The following is a 16,887-nucleotide window of genomic DNA, read 5'->3' on the forward strand; positions in this document are numbered from 1 at the left end:
CGATTGGGTTGTTCTCCTGATTCTCCTTGGATGTCTATGTCCGGTCTCCCAGCCGCTACGGTTCGTCGATTGCAAAAGCTGCCCCAGGTGCCCTCCGTGTGGGAAGGGGATCGCCACAAGCTCTCAGGATCGCCACCCATGGGATCCCAGACAGAGGGGGAGTGCATTCTTTGGGTGGATGGCGTTCAGGGCGTGGTACGGGCCATGGAAGTGGTGCCCGCCGATTCTGGCTTTGAGCCGATGGTGCGAACCTTGATTGTGGCCATGGAGCGGCCCCATGCTGCCTCACCTGCTCGCCCCCAGAAGATCATCGTGCGGGATCGAGAGGTGCAATTTTTCTTGCGCGGCATTCTGCACCAGCTGGACATTAAGGTGGAATGCCAGCCGGAATTGCCTCTAATCGATGAGATCCTTCAGAGCTTTGAAGAGGCCAACGAACGGATCCCTCCCCCTCTGCCGGAACACTATGTTGAGTTGCTGGCCGGCAAAGCCCTTACCCTCTGGCGAGATGCTCCCTGGGATTACCTAGAGGATCACCAAATCTTGGCCATCGACCTAGATCACTGGGACATCCAAACCCTTTATGTCTCGGTCATGGGGCGGTTGGGCATGGAGTATGGGGTGCTTTTTTATCGCTCGCTGCCCTCTCTTAAACAGTTTCGCCAGGATGCGGCCCAGCCGGCCACTCCCGAAGAAATGGAGGAGGCTTTCCTCAGGCAAGATTGTCTCTATCTCACCTTCCAAGCTGGCAATCCTGAACTCAACGAACTGCCGGATCTGGACTTGGCAGAGTTGGATCCCGAGGAAATTGAGCCGAACTTTGGCACCATTCACCCCCTGGAAGGCTTGCGCGTGACTTTGCAGGAGGACGAGGCAGCGGTCTTATCGGTGGCCTTGGAAGCCTTGCATCGCTTCTTCAAGCAGTACCACCGCAAGCTGGAAGATGACTTTCGACCCTATCAAGGCCGGTACCGCATTCCCAATCCCCAAGAGAAGGGGACAACCCTTTCGGTGCAGGTGCGCACCCTGCCGGACGTGGCCGAAGAGCTGCTGCAGCTGGAAGGGGAGGCGGAAGAACCTGCCCAAACCCTGCTGCGGGATGATTTGGTGCCGGAAGGGGCGCAGATAGGTCTGGGGGTCTTGCCGTGGACAACGGTGGAAATGCTGCGGCGCACGGGGCAATGGCATCCCCTCCCCCAAAGCAAGCTGGTGAAAAATGGAGAAGGGCTGCCGGTGGTGATTGTGCGCACCTCTCGATCAAAAGCAAAGCAGCTCATCGAGAATTTGCGTGGGGAAGGTGGGCCGCAAGGCGTTTGTTTCAACACAGGGGTGGATCCCTTCGATGGCGATCGCTACGACTTGGAAATTGTGCAAACGGGCAATCGCGATCTGCACCTGTTTGGAGAGTTTCCCGAAGATGATCCCGTTCACTCCATGGCTCGCAAGCGCTGGGAGCGGCGTTGCCGGGATACGGGTGGCTATTGCGGCTTGGTGGTGGCGATGGGGGTGAATTCTACGCGCCCAGAGCTGCAAGTGCGCCACATTCTGGCCTTGTTTGAGATGCAGGCTTTGAACCCAACGGGACTGGGACTGGGGCCGATGGTGCGAATTAGCCGAGAATTGCCTTTGCCTTGACCGTCCAGATGGAGGCAGGTTAGGTGCTGCTGGTAACCTGAGCAACTTTCTCCCAGCCGGGATCCCTTCTTTCTATCTCTGGCAGGTTTACCGGGCGGTGATTCGGTTTTTCCAGGGATCCACGCTATCTTGGCTCTGGTTCTCTCCTGGGTGCTGACCGGCAAAATAGCTCGACAAAGCATCTCGACAAAGCATCTCGACAAAGCATACAGTGGCCCTATCATCTGGGGGCTCTGGTATTGACCCTCAGTTTGTGGCAAGTGCTTGGAGTTTAGGGCAAGGGATCCCAAGTATCCTGCCGCCGCAGGGTAGCTTGTCGCAGCCGAGCCAAGTTGGCCGATCCAGTGCAAAAGGCAACAATGCGCAGCTCCTCGATCACGGCGCGAAAGGTGTCCACCACTGCCTGCATCTGTCCTTGGGAGACGGCGTGTAAAGCGGGGGCGGCCATACCCACCACATCGGCTCCCAGACGGATAGCTTTGGCCGCGTCGATGCCATTGCGGATGCCGCCGCTGGCCACCAGGGGTAAGTCCGGCAGCAGGCGACGAATTTCCAGCAGGGACAAAGCCGTTGGGATCCCCCAATCCCTAAAGCTGTGGGCGATGCGTTTCTTGAGAGCATCTGGTTGGCGATGGGCCTCCACCTCGCTCCAACTGGTGCCGCCCGCTCCCGCCACATCTAGGGCCGCCACACCGCATTCGGCCAGCCGCTGGGCTACCTTAGCACTGAGGCCATTGCCCACTTCCTTCACCACCACGGGCACCGGTAACTGCGCCACCAACCGTTCGATGCGGCCATACAATCCACGCCAGTCGGGATCCCCTTGGGGCTGAACCGCCTCCTGGAGAGGATTGAGGTGCAGAATCAGCGCATCCGCCTCGATCATCTCCACCGCCCGTCGCGCCTGCTCCAACCCATAGCCGTAGTTGAGCTGAACGGCACCCAGGTTGGCCAGCAGCAGAATATTCGGGGCCACTTGGCGCACCTGGTAAGTCCGGGCCAGCTCTGGATGTTCCAAAGCTGCCCGCTGGGATCCCACCCCCATGGCAATACCCAACTGTTGGGCAGCGGCGGCCAGTTGTCGGTTTAGCTCATGGGCAGCCTCTGTTCCCCCCGTCATGCTGCTGATGAGCAGGGGTGCCTGTAGGCGTTTTCCCAAGAATTCGCAGCTTAGGTCGATCTCCGGCAACAGCAGCTCCGGCAGCGCCACATGCTCAAAGAAAAACCGCTCAAACCCGGTGCGGATCCCTTTGGCAGCCACATCCTGCTGCAGAACAATGTCCAGGTGATCCTGTTTGCGCTCGGAAATGGGGGGGAGAGAATCGGCCATCATGTCAGCAGTGCGGAGCACCTTGGTCTTGGTAGAGATTGTCAGTCTATAACGCCGCGCGCTGCCAAAAGCGAACAGCATTGCCCGTTCGCGCTAGCGGGACGGAGTCCAAGGTGACTCGCTATCTACTGGGACAGCAGTGCGGTTCCCGGTAGGGTGCCGGAGGCATAGCACTGTCGCGTCAGCGGTGCGGTTCCCGGTAGGGTGCCGGAGGCATAGCACTGTCGCGTCAGCGGTGCGGAGCACTATGATGTGGGCGGGATCCCAACCGAACAGCCATGCAACCCTTGCACATCTTGCTGGCAGAAGGCAACCCTCATCTGCGCAGCTTGCTGTGTTGGCATTTGCAACAGGCCGGACACCAAGTTTGGGAAGCAGAGACCCTTCGCCAAGCAAAGACTCTGCTGCAACACCAGCCCATTCACCTGCTGATTTTGGATGCGGAGCTGTCCAACCGCGGCGGGCTGCAATTGTGCCGGTGGGCCCATCGCCAGTACGATCTGCTGATTTTGCTACTCTCCCACCGGGGATCCGAAGCGGACATTATCGCCGGCCTAGAAGCAGGAGCGGACGATTACCTCACCAAGCCCTTTAGTATGCAACTGCTGGATGCCCACCTTCTAGCCTTGGCTCGGCGGCGACAGCGGCATATTCCTCCCACCTTTCTGCAGTACGGGGATCTCAAAATTGACCTGGTGCAACGGCGCGTCGCCTTGGCTGGGGAAGGGATCGACCTCACGCCCCAGGAGTTTAGCCTGCTGATGGTGCTGGTGCAGGCGGACGGGGATCCCGTCTCTCGTCTAGAGCTACTAGAGCGAGCATGGCCGGATTCCACCGATAACCCTCGCACCGTCGATACCCATATCCTCTCGTTGCGCAAAAAGCTGGAACGGGATCCGCGCCAGCCCAGCTTGATCCACACAGTGCGCAATGTCGGCTACTGCTTTGGCCTCAGCCCCCCGCTGCTTCAGGAACAGAAAACTCTGTCAGCCGCTGCAGGCGATTCAGGATCTGGGCCTCAGCGGCAGCGTCGTGGAGTCGCAGCGTCAGGCAAAGCACCTACTAAGGAATAGCTAGTTAACGTCAATTCCGCTAGGCAGAATCGGGATTGCTAAGTTGCAGCAGAGACCGGCGTACCCGCTGCTCCAGAGCCAGGTTGTGATGTTGGCGGCTGACCTGCAAAGCTGCCTGCAAATCCGAAAAAGCTGTTGCTTTATCTCCCATATTCCAGTAGGCCAGCCCTCGTCCGTACAAGCCATACTCGTCGGAGAGGTCGATGCGGTTCATATCCGCTTCCAGGCGAAAGGCCCGCTCGTAGTCGTCCAAAGCCGCTTTGATCTCCCCCAGCGCATAGAGAAGGTTGCCCCTGCTGTAGAGGACGTTGGGCTGTTGGGGTTCTATTTCTAGGCTGCGGCTGAGGTCGGCAATGGCCTCGTCAAAGTAATCACCACAGGCGTAGGTCACCCCCCGCTGGTAGTAGTGGGCTGGGCTGGGATCCCAGTAAATAGCCTGCGACCAATCGGACAAAGCCGCCTCCCAGGTGCCCAGGTAGCTGTGTAAACGGGCCCGCTGGGAATGGGCAAGCGCTGAGGTGGGATCCAAGCGAATGGCTTCATCCAGATGAGCTAGGGCCAAAGGCAGGGATCCCTGTTGCACGAGCAGGTTGGCCAAGCTGAGGTGGTGGGGGACGTTGGGGTGTAGGCGCACCAGCTCAGCAAACTCCGCCGTTGCTCCCTGGAGATCCCCCTGAGATTGACGAATCAGCCCGCGATAAAAATAGGGTTCTGGTCGCCGCGGGGCCAACCGGATCGCCTGGCCGAAATCCTCCAGGGCCTGGGGAACTTGGCCGAGGGCAAAGTAGGCTTCTCCCCGCAAAATGTAGGCGTTGGCCAGGCAGGGATCCCGTTGCAGAGCCAAGCTGAGCTGTTCAATAGCCCCCAGCAAATCCCGGTTCAGCCACCGTTCTCGACCACGGTTGTAGGCCAAGATGGCCGGACGGGTAAAGGCAGAGATGGCGGCTGCACCCACCAGGCCCATCACTGCCAAAAGACGATCCTGCCGCCAGCTGGCCATGCTCCCCAGCAACAGGGCAACCGCAATCAAAAGGCGCAAACCGGCAGAGTCGTGGGCTCTGAACATACTGCTCTGCACCGCTGTTACGAGCGTATCCTGTTTTTTTAATCTGCTCGCGAGCTTCTCTCTGATTCTGCCCGATTCGGCAGCGAAAAACGCCGAACAGCTCAAGCCCAAAAAGCTCCCGTAGCTCACTTGGATCAAGAGTAGAAAGGGGATCCCCGTGCTCCTCCCAACCCTTTAGCTTGTGGGGGTGTGGGGGTAGCTAAGCCCCGCACTGTACCCGTAGCGTCAGTGTCGGGATACAGATACCCCCACATGGTGTATGATGAGAGTAGTTGCACAAAACGGCTTTGCCGGAATCTGGTGCAGCTACGCGGTGGGACATCCCGTGTCTGCTCGCAGAGGGTTCTTGCGTAGGCTCCCCGATGAAGCGAGAAGCCCACACTGTACCCGTAGGGTCAGTGATGGGAGTATGTCACGCCCAGAGCATCAACCGCAGCTCATAGGGATCGTGCATATCGGGGTGAAAGGGCAGCAAGCGGATGGCTAACCCTTGCAAGCCGCTGGCCTCATAGCAAATCTGGCCGGAAAAGATGGCCCGATCCTCCAGCGTCTCCACATAGCGCAGGGAGATTGCCTGTCCTTTCTGAATCTGGCCATCATCCTTGACCGGCCCCTGATAAGCTTGCACAATCACATCCTGAGGTTGCAGGGATCCCAGCCGCACTTCCACCGTCACGGTGAGGGGATCCCTGGCCATCACCACTTGGTCATCCTGTGCCAAGGCAAGGCCGGCAGCGGCAGCTTTCTTCGGGGTTTCGATCTGGACGTTGAGAACCTGGATGTTGTACCAATGCTCCTGCAGGTGGTTTTGCCAACGAACGAACTGGCGGGCCGACTCGAAGTGGTCACGGCGCATGCGGTCGAAGTAGTTGCTGAGAGGAATGTAGGCTCGCTGGACGTACTCCAACACCATGCGCTGCGTGCTGAACTGGGGGCAATTGAGGCGAATCGCCTGCTTCATGCGCTGGATCCACTGATGGGGTAGGCCATCGCTGCCGCGCTGGTAGAAGAGAGGGGCAACCTCTTGTTCCAGCAGGTCGTAGAGGGCATTCGACTCCACCTCATCTTGATAGGCGCGATCCTCATACTCCTCACCGCGACCAATGGGCCAGCCGGTCTGGTAATAGTCAGCCTCGTCCCACCAGCCGTCCAAAATACTGAGGTTCTGTCCACCGTTGGCTGCCGCCTTCATGCCACTGGTGCCGCTGGCCTCCCGGGGGCGCAAGGGGTTGTTCAGCCACACATCCACCCCGGCCACCATCAAGCTGGTGACATACATGTCGTAGTCCTCAATGAAAACCAAGCGCTGGCGAAACTCCGGCTGCCGCGACACCTGCACGATCTGGCGGATCAGCTCTTTGCCGGGTATGTCGCGGGGGTGGGCCTTGCCGGCAAAGATAAACTGCATCGGGTACTGAGGATGGTTGAGCAAAGCCTTGAGCCGTTCCAGGTTGTGGAACAAAAGGGTGGCCCGCTTGTAGGTGGCAAAGCGGCGGGCAAACCCAATGGTAAGCACCTCCGGGTTGAGGGCCTCAGAGGCCCGTTGGATCTCAGCCGCTGAGGCAGCCCGTTTCTGGAGCTGTTCCATCAAGCGCTCGCGGGTAAAGTTAATCAGGCGGGAGCGGCTGCGCTCGTGGGCCCGCCACAATTCCCCATCCGGAATCCGATCCACCTTTTGCCAGAGGGGATCCGAAGGAGGAGCCTCTGCCCAATCCGGCCCCAGGTAGCGGTCGTAGAGGGCTTGGTTCTCCTCCCCCACCCAGGTGCGGACATGTACCCCGTTGGTGATGGAAGTAATCGGCACTTCTTCCAGCGGGATCCCAGGCCACAGCCGGCTGAACATCTTGCGGGAAACCGCCCCATGCAGCTTGCTCACACCGTTCACAAAAGAGGCCATGTTGATGGCCAGCACTGCCATGCTGAAGGGAGATTGGAAGTCGCCAGTATTTTCCCGTCCCAAAGCCAAAAAGCGCTCCCGGCTCAGGCCCATCTGGCTGTAGTAGAAGCCGAGGTAGTAATCGATCTTGTCGGGCGGGAATAGGTCGATCCCGGCAGGTACCGGCGTGTGGGTGGTAAACATCTGGCTGGACTTGGCCACCTGCCAGGCCTCTTCAAAGCTCAGCCCCTGCTCCACCATCAACAGGCGAATCCGCTCTACTGCCAAAAAGGCCGAGTGCCCTTCGTTCATGTGGTAGACGGTGGGATGGATGCCAAGGGCGCGCAAAGCCCGCACGCCGCCGATCCCCAGCATCATCTCCTGGTGGATGCGCAGATCTTGGTCGCCACCGTACAGCTCATCGGTGATGTCTTGGTCGTACTGGCTGTTGGGCTCGATGTTGGTGTCCAGAAGATAGAGGGGCACCCTCCCCACCGTCACCTTCCAAATGCGGGCGAACACCTTGCGGTTGGGATAATCCACCTCAATGCGAATTTCGCGGCCCTCCGCATCTCTCTGCAGCTCCAGGGGCATGTTAAAGAAATCGTTAACTGGGTAGCGTTCCTGCTGCCAGCCGTCGGGGTTGAGGTACTGGCGGAAATACCCCTTTTGGTAGAGCAAGCCCACACCCACCAGGGGCAAGCCCAGGTCGCTGGCCGCCTTGAGGTGATCCCCGGCCAAAACCCCCAAGCCGCCTGAGTAGAGGGGTAGACAATCGGCCAAGCCAAACTCGGCCGAAAAATAAGCGTAGCACTCCCCTTCCACCGCTTGGGCCGAACGATACTTGCGGTACCAAGTGTCTTCCTGCAGATAGCTCTGCAGTTGTTGGCTGGCCCGTTCCAACTGGGCCAAAAAGCCGGGATCCTCCGCCAATTCATCCAGCCGTTCCTGCCGGATCCGACCCAGAAGAGCCACCGGGTTGTGGGCACAGGCATCCCACAGATCGGGATCCATGCGCCGGAATAGGCTGCGGGTTTCTACGTTCCAACTAAAATGCAGGTTGTAAGCCAACAAGCGCAGACTTTCCAGCGGAGTAGGCAGGTAGGGAGTGACCTTAAACGTGCGTAGCGGCTTCATAAAGAATCCGGGAAGAGCGTTGTTTCCACTGTCAGGCTACCTTGCCCTCAGCCTGAGGGCGTGGCTTTTTAACTTGAATGTCGATTTGTAATCCAGTGGATGCTGAGCTGTAATCCAACGGCTGCTCGAACTCCCTCAGGGCTCTATTTGGGATGGATCCGACTGCGCCCCTGGCCGATACGATCGCTGCCATTGCCACTGCGGTAGTGCCTGAACAGGGCAGTGTGGGGATTGTGCGCCTTTCCGGGTCACGAGCCCTTCCCATTGTCCAAGCCATCTTTACCCCTGCCCGCCGCAACGCAGTCTGGGAGAGCCATCGGCTCCTCTACGGCTGGATCCGCGACGAGAAAGGCCAAATCCTAGACGAAGCGCTGGCCGTTTGGATGCAGGCCCCCCGTTCTTACACCCGCGAAGATGTGACAGAGCTGCATTGCCACGGTGGCATCATGGTGGTTCAGGCCACGTTGCAACAATGCCTGCGGCAGGGGGCGCGGCTGGCTCAGCCGGGGGAGTTTAGCCTGCGCGCTTTTCTGAATGGCCGCATTGACCTCACCCAGGCCGAGAGTGTGGCCGATCTGGTGGCGGCCCGCTCCCCTCAGGCGGCCCGGATGGCCCTAGCAGGCTTGCAGGGTAAGTTAGGGGGATCCATTCGCGCCCTGCGCCAGGAGCTGCTGGGTTTGTTGGCAGAAATTGAGGCTCGCCTCGACTTTGAAGAGGATCTGCCCCCCTTGGATGTTGCCGCTTGGCAGGCCCGGCTCCAAGCTATTCAAGCCCAGATGCAAGCCCTGCTGGCCACGGCAGAACGGGGACAACTGCTGCGCACCGGGGTGAAGGTGGCCATTGTCGGGAGGCCCAATGTGGGCAAGTCCAGCCTGCTCAATGCTTGGTCAGGACAGGATCGGGCCATCGTCACCGATCTGCCCGGCACCACCCGCGACGTGGTGGAATCCCACCTGGTGGTGAAAGGGATCCCCGTTCAACTGCTGGACACTGCCGGCATCCGCGCCACCGAAGATCCGGTGGAACGGCTGGGGGTGGAGCGCTCCCAACGCCTAGCCCAGGCTGCCGATGTGCTGGTACTGGTCATCGACGCCCAAGCGGGCTGGACGGCTGCCGACGCCGCCATCTACGAGTCGATCCGCCATCGCCCCCTCATCCTGGTGATCAACAAAACCGACCTCGCCCCGCCAGAGGGGATCCCTCTCCCCCCCGAAATTGCCCACCGCGTCCCCACGGTTGCCGCCCAAGGGAAAGGGATCCCGGAGCTGGAAAAAGCCCTGGAGCAGCTCGTCACCCAGGGACGTCCCCAGCCCAATCTGGAGATAAGCCTGAACCAGCGGCAGGCCGCTGCCCTCCAACAAGCCCAAGCCAGCCTGGAACAGGTGGGGCAGGCCATCCAAGCTCAGCTCCCCCTGGACTTTTGGAGCATCGACCTACGGGGCGCCCTGCATGCCCTTGGCCAGATCACTGGCGAGGAGATCTCGGAATCGGTGCTGGATCAGATCTTCAGCCGCTTCTGCATCGGCAAGTAACTCTATAGACTCCTCCTAACTCATACTCATTTTGAGTTTGTGTTACTATGGGCTCAGTTGGGAAGCCGAAGCGGATCCCCGATAATGGAAACACAATTAGGAGATTAGGCATGGTTACCGCCGAGAAAACCCGTCTCTACCCCACCCAGATCGATTTGCCAGCAGAGGCTCGCGCGCAACTGGTGGAGCTGCTCAACCAGTCCTTGGCAGACACGTTGGATCTGAAGACGCAGGTGAAACAGGCCCACTGGAACGTTAAAGGCATGCACTTCATCGCCTTGCACGAGATGTTCGACACTTTTGCCAGCACCCTGGAAAACTACGTGGACATGCTGGCGGAACGGGTTACGGCGCTGGGGGGCATCGCCCGCGGCACGGCTCGCATCGTTGCCCAAACCTCCACCTTGCCGGAGTACGATCTGGCCGCTGAAGAGGGTCGGGATCACCTGCAGGCTTTGGCAGCCCGTTACGCTCAATATGCAGCTTCCGTCCGCCGCAACATTGACCGCACCACCGAACTGGGGGATGCCGACACAGCAGACCTGTTCACCGAGATCTCGCGCCAGATTGACAAAGATCTTTGGTTTATCGAGGCTCACCTGCAGGCGTGACGCCAGCGAGGCCAGTCACAGGCAAGTGGATCAAGCAAAATGGGCGTTAACGTTCCCCTCCTGTATTTGGTGGCTCTGGCCAGTATCCTCGGCGTGGCGGGCTTCTTTGTCCTGCGGGAGGTGCTGCGGGTACGGGCCCAGGAAAAGGTCATCCGTGAGCTGCAGCCCCGCCTGAGCAAAGGCAAGGGATCCCCGCAGGAGCACTACGAGTTGGGCAGCGTCTATTTGCAAAAAGGCCTCTACGACCAGGCGGTTGCCCAGCTTAAAAAAGCCCTAGAAGTGGCCGGGGAGAACATTCCCCCCGTCTGCAACGCCCTCGGTTTTGCCTACTTCAGCCAGGGGCAGTACGACTTGGCCATCCGTTACTACAAGGATGCCGTGGCTGCGGATCCCGGTTATGTAACTGCTTGGAACAATCTGGCCCATGCCTATGAGAAGAAAAATCTCTATGGCCCAAGCCTGGAAGCTTACGAAACTGCCCTGAAGTTGGATCCCCGAAATGCCATTGCTAAGCGGCGCTCGGAGTCTCTGCGCAAACGGTTGCAGCCCAGCCCCTGAGGATCCCATCTGCAATTTCATCCGCAGAAATACTCTTGACCGCATACTCTTGACCGCAGCACAGTTGTCCATAGGAGTTGGCTCTAAAGACTCCATCCTGCCTGTGCAGGCACTTCCTTATCCTCTCAAAAGAAGATTGATAATATTGAAATCTTGAGCGCAAATGTAAGATCCGGTATCGTGTTGCCTGGGCTGGTATTATGTCTTAAATAAAACGAGAGGCCATTTCATGGATTCGCAATCGGTAGCACCTGTGGTTTTGGTGATCCTGGATGGCTGGGGTTATCGGGATGCTCTCGATGGCAACGCGGTGCTGGCTGCGGAAACCCCTGTCCTGGATAGCCTTTGGGCTGCCTATCCCCACACCCTGCTGCAAGCTTCGGGTCGGGCCGTGGGCCTGCCGGCAGGACAGATGGGCAACTCTGAAGTCGGGCACCTGACCTTGGGGGCAGGGCGGGTGGTGCCGCAGGAATTGGTGCGCATCAGCGACGCGATAGAGACAGGATCCCTTTTCCAGGATCCCTTGTTGATGCAAGTTTGTCGCCAGCTCAGAGAGCGAGGGGGCCGTTTTCACTTCGTTGGCCTTTGCTCCGAGGGGGGGGTTCACTCCCACATCGACCATCTCTATGGGTTGCTCAAGCTGGCGGCCCAGGCTGAGATTCCGGCCTATGTCCACGCCATCACCGATGGCCGCGACACCTTGCCCCGCGATGGTGCCAGGGTTCTGGCCGCCCTGGAAAAAGAGCTGCAATGGCTAGGCAATGGCGTCATCGCCACCCTGAGCGGACGCTACTACGCCATGGATCGGGATCGCCGTTGGGAGCGCACCCAAAAGGCCTACGAGATCATGACCCAAGACGGCCCTGGCCGTGGACAAAGCGCCGCGGAGGTGATGGAAGCTTTCTATGCCCAGGATCTCACAGACGAGTTCATCCCGCCCACCCGCCTGGCTCCGGGGGCTGTGCAGCCGGGAGATGCGGTGCTTTTCTTCAACTTCCGCCCAGATCGCGCCCGCCAACTTACCCAAGCCTTTGTCTGCCCAGACTTTTCGGGTTTTCAACGCCCCTTGCTGCCGGCTCTCACCTTCATCACCATGACTCAGTACGAGGCGGATCTGCCGGTGCAGGTGCTGTTCAAGCCCCAGAACCTGAATCACCTGCTGGGCCAAGTGGTGAGCGAGGCCGGCCTCAAGCAATTGCGCATTGCCGAGACGGAAAAATACGCCCATGTCACCTACTTCTTCAACGGCGGCATTGAGCAGCCCTTCCCCGGCGAGGATCGCATCCTGGTGCAAAGCCCGCTGGTGACCACCTACGACCAGGTGCCAGAGATGTCGGCAGTGGAAGTGACCGACAAGGCGATAGAGGCCATCGCCCGCCGCGAATACAGCCTGGTGGTGCTCAACTATGCCAATCCCGACATGGTGGGCCACACCGGCAACTACGAAGCCACCATCCGCGCTTTGGAGACGGTAGATCGCTGTTTGGGCCGGCTGCTGGCGGCAGTGGTAGATGCGGGAGGCACTACTTTGATCCTGGCGGATCATGGCAATGCAGAGCTGATGTGGGATGAGAACGGCAACCCCTGGACGGCCCACACCACCAACCCCGTTCCCTGCATTCTGGTGGAGGGGGAAAGGCGTAAAATCCCCGGCTGTGGCGGCGATGTCAAGTTGCGCTCCGACGGCACTTTGGCCGACGTGGCCCCCACCCTGCTGGAGATCTTGGGCCTGCCTCAGCCCCCCGAAATGACAGGACGTTCGCTTTTGCAGCCGGCAGAATACACCATCCTCCAGCGGCAACCCAGCCCTGTGGGGCGCTAGATCCAGGGATCCCTTACTCCGTCACTGGGATCCCTTCTTGGGCCAGCCATGCTGTTAGCTCTCCCCAGTTGCGATAGACAGCCAGAACCCGTGAGCGATCGGGGTGATAGGGGGCAGCCAAGCGCTCCAACTGCAAAAAGCGGGCCTGGGGAGGGATCACCGCCGCTTCGGGATCGGGGGGAGTGGGTCGGCGCAAGGAGCTGCTGTAGCCGCGGTAGATCAGCACCAGATCAGACTCTCCCTCGCTTTCCACCTCCACCTGCAGCACCTCTTGCGGGTGGTCTTGGCTATAGCGCTCCAAGGCCAAGGGCCAAGGCAGGGCCCTCATGCTTCCAGTTCCCCCTTATCAGTTCCGGGTCGCAGCCGCCAGACAAAGTAGAGGCTGTAGAGCAGGTAGGCCACCAGCCCCCAGGCCCCCACGCTCCCCAGCAGCTCCGGCGATACATTGGGATGGAAGATCTCCCGAAACCCCAGCGGTGGCCCAAACCAAGCCCGGCACTCCTCTGGCAGAGAAGTGCGGAAAGCACAGGGCACAAAGGCCCCCGAAAAGAGGATCCCGGCCCCCATATAACCAGTCAGGCCCCACCGCCAGAGCAAAAAGGCTCGCGCCGCCCAGGTTCTCGACTGCTCGAGAGCAGCACTCCAGTCCCGCCAAAACCAAAGACAAACCAAGATCAACAGCCGCGCCATTGCTCCACTGAGAAAGCTGACGGGCAGGCCCCCAATCATCAGGTACACCGTCACCGCCAAGAGGCTCGATACCCGCCAATAAACGATCAATAGCTGAATCAAGGGCCGCAACCCCACCGCAAAAGCCCAAATCAGCAGCAGCAATGGCATCACCACCGTCAGCGCCACTGCCAAGCGGTAGTCCAGCCAGATTGCATCCACCAGCCAACTCTGGGGAGTCATCCTCACCCTCTGCCACTCCTGCCCCTTAGTATATGAAACCTGGGGGATCCAGGACGGGACACAGAGAGTTACGGAATGTTAACGCCTGCTGACCATCCCCAGCAAAACTTTACACCAGACAGCTTTCAGAAAGTTTTCCATTTTGCCGCTACCGATCCCCGAAAGTGGTAGATTCTTAGCTAGCTCCTCAGAGGAGTATCCCTGTCGTTCGGAAGGCCAGCTGCCTGTCTGAGCGACCAGCGGAGTCTCCTTCAGGCCTTGGCCCAACTTAATCTCATTAAGTATTGTTACTTAATCGTGTTATCTTGGGTTAAGGTCAAACCTTGAGAGGCATGACCTCGGAACCATGGCCCGTTCTTCCAGACTCCTCTCTCACAGTTCTACCCGTTGGAAGGCGACCCAGTGGAAGCCCAGACCACTGCCTCCCTTGGAGAATGCACCTCCTTCTCCGAAGCGGGAGGAAGAGACAGGGGATCCAGTTGCGTCAGAGCCACCCCTTGCCCTGGGGAAGCCCGATTTGGCGAGGAAGGTGAAGGGTGGAGCTAGGGGGGCAGCAGTTGCTGGCAGCGGGAGCTATGAAGCGCTGCAGCTGTGGCTGGTGCTGGTTACCTTGGGGGTAAGTCTGGCCATTGCCGTGGGAGTGGCCCTGGTTTACTCTCTGGGGGTAGCTGCCAACTACTTGCTGGGGGCGGTTGTTGGCGTGGTTTATCTGCGCATGCTGGGCCGCGGCGTAGCGGAGCTGGGCAAAAGCCGCAACCGTTTGGGGGTGACGCGTTTGGCTCTGTTTGTCGGGCTGATCGTTTTAGCCACTCAGGTGAAGTCTTTACAGATATTGCCCATTTTCCTGGGGTTCATGACCTACAAGGTCACCCTGCTCATTCATCTTGTCCAGACCTTGACCCGTTCATCTTCTTCTGTGTGATGCCCATGAACCTGTCCTTCTCCTCTCCTCCTCTTTTGGCAGAACTCGAGGTCGGCCATCACCTTTACTGGCACCTGGGCAAATTCACGGTTCACGGGCAGGTTTTGATCGCCAGCTGGATCGCCATTGCCCTGATCTTGACGGTGGTTATCTTGGGCACCCGTCAACTGCAGCGGGAGCCGGCTGGTCTGCAAAACTTTGTCGAGTATGCCCTGGAATTTGTGCAGAGCATTGCCCGTGCCCAGATTGGCGAGAAAAACTTCCGGCCCTGGGTACCCTATGTCGGCACCTTGTTCCTGTTTATCTTTGTCTCCAACTGGATGGGCAACCTCTTCCCGTGGAAGCTGATTCCTCTGCCGGAAGGGGAGCTGGCCTCTCCCACCAACGACATCAACACCACTGCCGGGTTGGCGCTGCTCACCAGCATCATGTATTTCGTGGCCGGCATCAGCAAGCGGGGGCTGTCTTACTTCAAAAAATACATCGAGCCTACCCCGATTCTGCTGCCCATCAATGTTTTGGAAGATTTCACCAAGCCCCTCTCCCTGAGTTTCCGTCTGTTCGGCAACATCCTGGCAGAAGAGCTGGTGATAGCGGTGTTGGTGTTGCTGGTGCCTCTGTTTATCCCAGTGCCGGTGATGATTTTGTTTCTGTTTACGGGGGCAATTCAGGCTTTGATCTTCTCAACCCTCTCGGCAGCTTACATTGGAGAGGCGCTGGAAGGTCATGGAGGAGGGGATCACCACGATTGATCCCGCTGGTCGGTCGATCCATCTTGAACTTTTTCGGGAGGATCATCTCAAATGGGTCAGCGCAAGGGATCCCTTCTTTTGGTAAGGTTTGTTGGGGCTGACAGATTGGTTCTGAAAGCCGCCGACAAGGGAGTGATTTGAGGCTGTAGTGTATCAGACCCAATCACCTCTGAAGCTCAAGAGACGTTGTTGTTGTGTCAATCACCAAGGAGCATCTCACTATGGATCCGTTAACCTCTGCTGCTTCTGTTCTGGCTGCTGCTCTGGCCATTGGTCTGGGATCCCTGGGCCCTGGGATCGGACAGGGGAACGCCGCTGCTGCTGCGATGGAAGGGGTGGCCCGCCAACCTGAGGCGGAAGACAAGATCCGCGGCAACCTGCTGGTTAGCCTGGCCTTCATGGAAGCTCTGACCATCTACGGCTTGGTGGTGGCTTTGGTGCTCTTGTTTGCCAACCCCTTCGCCTAGTGTCCTACGGGGGCGGGCCGCAGCGATGGCCGAGGTGAGCCATATCCGCCCCCCAACCCGGCCTGACGGTAGACCTAAGTTTCTGTTGGGGTCATAACACCCATGCTCTTCCAAACTCTATTGGCTGTTGAAGCGGCTGAAAAAGGTGGTCTTTTCGATCTGGATGCCACCCTGCCCCTGATTGCCATTCAGTTTTTGCTGTTGGTGGCAGTGCTCAACTCCCTCTTCTATGAGCCGGTTACGCGGGCTATCGACAGCCGCAGCGACTACATCCGCACCACTCAAGCGGAAGCCCAAGAGCGGTTGGACAAGGCGGTGTCGTTGACCCGACAGTATGAGTCTGAGATCAGCCAGGCCCGCTTGCAAGCCCAGCAGGTGATCGCTGAGGCAGAGGCTGCAGCTGCTCGCATTCGTTCCGAGAAACTGGCTGCTGTGCAGGCAGAGATCCAGCAGAAGCTGGAGGCGGCGCGGCTACAGGTCGAGCAAGAGAAGCAGGCAGCCCTCGAACAGCTGCAGCAGCAGGTGGATGCCATTGCCGCCCAGATTACCCAGAAACTGTTGGGCAGTGCTCGTTAGATCGCTGGTTGGAAGTACTTTTGGAGGAGCTTGCGATGCCTGTGTGGAGTTGGGTGGCCGGTTGGATCTTGGCTGTGGCCGAGACCACGGAGCTACTCCCAGAAGCCAAGGCAGGAGAGGGGGATCTCTTGGCCAAGATTCTCGAGAGCAACCTGATCAACATCGCGATCATTCTCACCTTGCTGTTTATCTTGGGTCGCAAAGTGGTGGGAGAAGCCCTGGCCAAGCGGCGGGAGGGGATCCTAGAAGAACTGCGGCAGGCGGAGCAGCGCAAGCGGGAAGCCATCGAGAGGCTGGCGGAGGAGCAGCAAAAGCTGGCCCAGGCTCAGCAGGAGGCTGAACGTATCCGCAAGCAGGCGGAAGCCAACGCCGAAGCCCGTCGGCAAGAGTTGTTGGAGCAGGCGGAGCGGGAAGTGGAGCGGCTGCGGGCCAATGCTGAGAAAGAGTTGTCCAGCGAGCAGGAGCGGATTCTTCAAGAGTTGCGTCGGCAGATCGTTCGCCAAGCCTTGAGCAAGGTGGAGCAGGAGCTGCCGCAGCACCTCAACGAAGAGACCCACCGCAGCCTGATCGAGAAAGGGATCCAAATGATTGCCCGCTAACTCTCAAGGAGGAGAAAGG

16 protein-coding genes are annotated in these 16,887 nt (G+C 59.0%); 11 read left to right on the forward strand and 5 right to left on the reverse strand.

All coding sequences use genetic code 11. The features are described from left to right. Window positions 1–36 precede the first annotated feature (36 nt). Window positions 37–1,635 carry a DUF6930 domain-containing protein gene (locus NW828_RS01875; RefSeq protein WP_414381040.1) on the forward strand — a complete coding sequence of 533 codons (1,599 nt, stop codon included), beginning with the start codon at window positions 37–39 and terminating at the stop codon, window positions 1,633–1,635. Between the two features lie 271 nt (window positions 1,636–1,906). Here NW828_RS01875 and fni read toward each other — a convergent pair whose 3' ends face one another. Further along, window positions 1,907–2,968, reverse strand: a complete 1,062-nt coding sequence (gene fni / locus NW828_RS01880; protein WP_414381042.1) for a type 2 isopentenyl-diphosphate Delta-isomerase — start codon at window positions 2,966–2,968, stop codon at window positions 1,907–1,909. A 275-nt stretch (window positions 2,969–3,243) separates the two neighbouring features. Between fni and NW828_RS01885 the strand changes: the two genes are divergently transcribed. Further along, a complete protein-coding gene (locus NW828_RS01885) occupies window positions 3,244–4,038 on the forward strand; it encodes a response regulator transcription factor (protein ID WP_414381044.1) in 795 nt (264 codons plus the stop codon). A gap of 19 nt (window positions 4,039–4,057) precedes the next feature. On the opposite strand, the gene NW828_RS01890 is transcribed toward NW828_RS01885, so the two are convergent. Together NW828_RS01890 and glgP are read right to left on the reverse strand one after the other, a co-directional pair. Continuing rightward, window positions 4,058–5,104 carry a tetratricopeptide repeat protein gene (locus NW828_RS01890; protein ID WP_414381046.1) on the reverse strand — a complete coding sequence of 349 codons (1,047 nt, stop codon included), beginning with the start codon at window positions 5,102–5,104 and terminating at the stop codon, window positions 4,058–4,060. A 412-nt stretch (window positions 5,105–5,516) separates the two neighbouring features. Next, window positions 5,517–8,117: an alpha-glucan family phosphorylase gene (gene glgP, locus NW828_RS01895; protein WP_414381047.1), complete on the reverse strand. Its 2,601-nt coding sequence runs from the start codon at window positions 8,115–8,117 to the stop codon at window positions 5,517–5,519. 152 nt (window positions 8,118–8,269) lie between these two features. Between glgP and mnmE the strand changes: the two genes are divergently transcribed. The 4 genes from mnmE (at window position 8,270) to gpmI (ending at window position 12,640) form a co-directional block, all read left to right on the forward strand. Further along, a complete protein-coding gene (gene mnmE, locus NW828_RS01900) occupies window positions 8,270–9,649 on the forward strand; it encodes a tRNA uridine-5-carboxymethylaminomethyl(34) synthesis GTPase MnmE (RefSeq protein WP_414381049.1) in 1,380 nt (459 codons plus the stop codon). Window positions 9,650–9,759: 110 nt separating this feature from the next. Next, window positions 9,760–10,260 (forward strand): DNA starvation/stationary phase protection protein Dps, encoded by a 501-nt coding sequence (gene dps / locus NW828_RS01905; protein WP_414344460.1) that lies wholly within the window; start codon window positions 9,760–9,762, stop codon window positions 10,258–10,260. A 39-nt stretch (window positions 10,261–10,299) separates the two neighbouring features. Further along, a complete protein-coding gene (locus NW828_RS01910) occupies window positions 10,300–10,818 on the forward strand; it encodes a tetratricopeptide repeat protein (protein WP_011434229.1) in 519 nt (172 codons plus the stop codon). A gap of 229 nt (window positions 10,819–11,047) precedes the next feature. Continuing rightward, on the forward strand, window positions 11,048–12,640 hold the full coding sequence (gpmI, locus tag NW828_RS01915; RefSeq protein WP_414381051.1) for a 2,3-bisphosphoglycerate-independent phosphoglycerate mutase: 1,593 nt from the start codon (window positions 11,048–11,050) through the stop codon (window positions 12,638–12,640). 13 nt (window positions 12,641–12,653) lie between these two features. Here gpmI and NW828_RS01920 read toward each other — a convergent pair whose 3' ends face one another. Together NW828_RS01920 and NW828_RS01925 are read right to left on the reverse strand one after the other, a co-directional pair. Continuing rightward, entirely contained in the window at window positions 12,654–12,968 is a 315-nt protein-coding gene (locus NW828_RS01920; RefSeq protein ID WP_414381053.1) for a hypothetical protein, read from the reverse strand. Beyond that, window positions 12,965–13,552, reverse strand: coding sequence for a DUF3177 family protein (locus NW828_RS01925; RefSeq protein WP_011434226.1), 588 nt, complete (start codon window positions 13,550–13,552; stop codon window positions 12,965–12,967). Before NW828_RS01925 ends, NW828_RS01920 begins: the two co-directional genes overlap by 4 nt. Window positions 13,553–14,069: 517 nt before the next feature. Between NW828_RS01925 and NW828_RS01930 the strand changes: the two genes are divergently transcribed. From NW828_RS01930 to NW828_RS01950, 5 genes are all read left to right on the forward strand, one after another. Continuing rightward, window positions 14,070–14,474, forward strand: coding sequence for a hypothetical protein (locus tag NW828_RS01930; RefSeq protein WP_238376806.1), 405 nt, complete (start codon window positions 14,070–14,072; stop codon window positions 14,472–14,474). A 5-nt stretch (window positions 14,475–14,479) separates the two neighbouring features. Next, window positions 14,480–15,226, forward strand: coding sequence for a F0F1 ATP synthase subunit A (gene atpB / locus NW828_RS01935; RefSeq protein ID WP_414330483.1), 747 nt, complete (start codon window positions 14,480–14,482; stop codon window positions 15,224–15,226). Window positions 15,227–15,447: 221 nt separating this feature from the next. Next, window positions 15,448–15,693: an ATP synthase F0 subunit C gene (gene atpE, locus NW828_RS01940; RefSeq protein WP_235280127.1), complete on the forward strand. Its 246-nt coding sequence runs from the start codon at window positions 15,448–15,450 to the stop codon at window positions 15,691–15,693. 102 nt (window positions 15,694–15,795) lie between these two features. Continuing rightward, entirely contained in the window at window positions 15,796–16,269 is a 474-nt protein-coding gene (locus NW828_RS01945; RefSeq protein WP_414349846.1) for a F0F1 ATP synthase subunit B', read from the forward strand. A gap of 35 nt (window positions 16,270–16,304) precedes the next feature. Beyond that, window positions 16,305–16,868, forward strand: a complete 564-nt coding sequence (locus tag NW828_RS01950) for a F0F1 ATP synthase subunit B (protein ID WP_414381055.1) — start codon at window positions 16,305–16,307, stop codon at window positions 16,866–16,868. Window positions 16,869–16,887 lie beyond the last annotated feature (19 nt).

It is taken from the genome of Synechococcus sp. W55.2 (assembly GCF_047461635.1).
In the GTDB taxonomy this organism is placed as follows: domain Bacteria; phylum Cyanobacteriota; class Cyanobacteriia; order Thermostichales; family Thermostichaceae; genus Thermostichus.